This is a genomic window from Pseudomonas sp. 32_A, assembly GCF_017490905.1.
Taxonomy (GTDB): Bacteria; Pseudomonadota; Gammaproteobacteria; order Pseudomonadales; family Pseudomonadaceae; genus Aquipseudomonas; species Aquipseudomonas inefficax.
The window spans coordinates 1-440 of record NZ_JAFGYI010000362.1 but is presented as its reverse complement, the minus strand read 5'-3'; the positions used below and the strand labels follow the sequence as shown (position 1 = coordinate 440).

Annotated in this window: 1 protein-coding gene; it reads right to left on the bottom strand. The window is 56.8% G+C overall.

Annotated elements, in window-relative coordinates; translation table 11 throughout:
• Positions 1–187: hypothetical protein (locus J5M58_RS27080; RefSeq protein ID WP_207880524.1), on the bottom strand; the 187-nt coding region annotated here is incomplete at its 3' end.
• Positions 188–440: the final 253 nt, after the last annotated feature.

Genomic DNA, 440 nt, shown 5'->3' with positions numbered 1-440 from the left:
CAAGGATTCGCTGAAACCTAGTGCGGGCCGTCGAATGGAGGCGCTGCTGAATCTGCAGCAATGCCTGCTCGAGGTTACTGCTTGACTGCCTTAGCTGCACTACCACGGTCATAACGGCATCCGAGGAGACGTCAGCGGCAAATTCCGCGATAGCATCGAGGAGAGGTGTTGGCAGGTTCATCATCATTCAAAGAAAGGAACGTTGCCACCACCAATCGTCTGGACGAGAAGCCCTCGGTCAAGATACTTGTTTCCGCGCTCGCACGATGTTTCAGGGGAAAACATGCACGCATGGCATGCGGCGCCGTGCAACGAAGACGTTCCGTCGTGCGCCGGTCGATGTTCACCGCACAACGGGTCTGAGGCACAAAGTCGAATCTCCTCCAACGCCAACCTTATCAAGCGCCCAAGCCTATCGGGCTCCCCCAACGAGACCAACC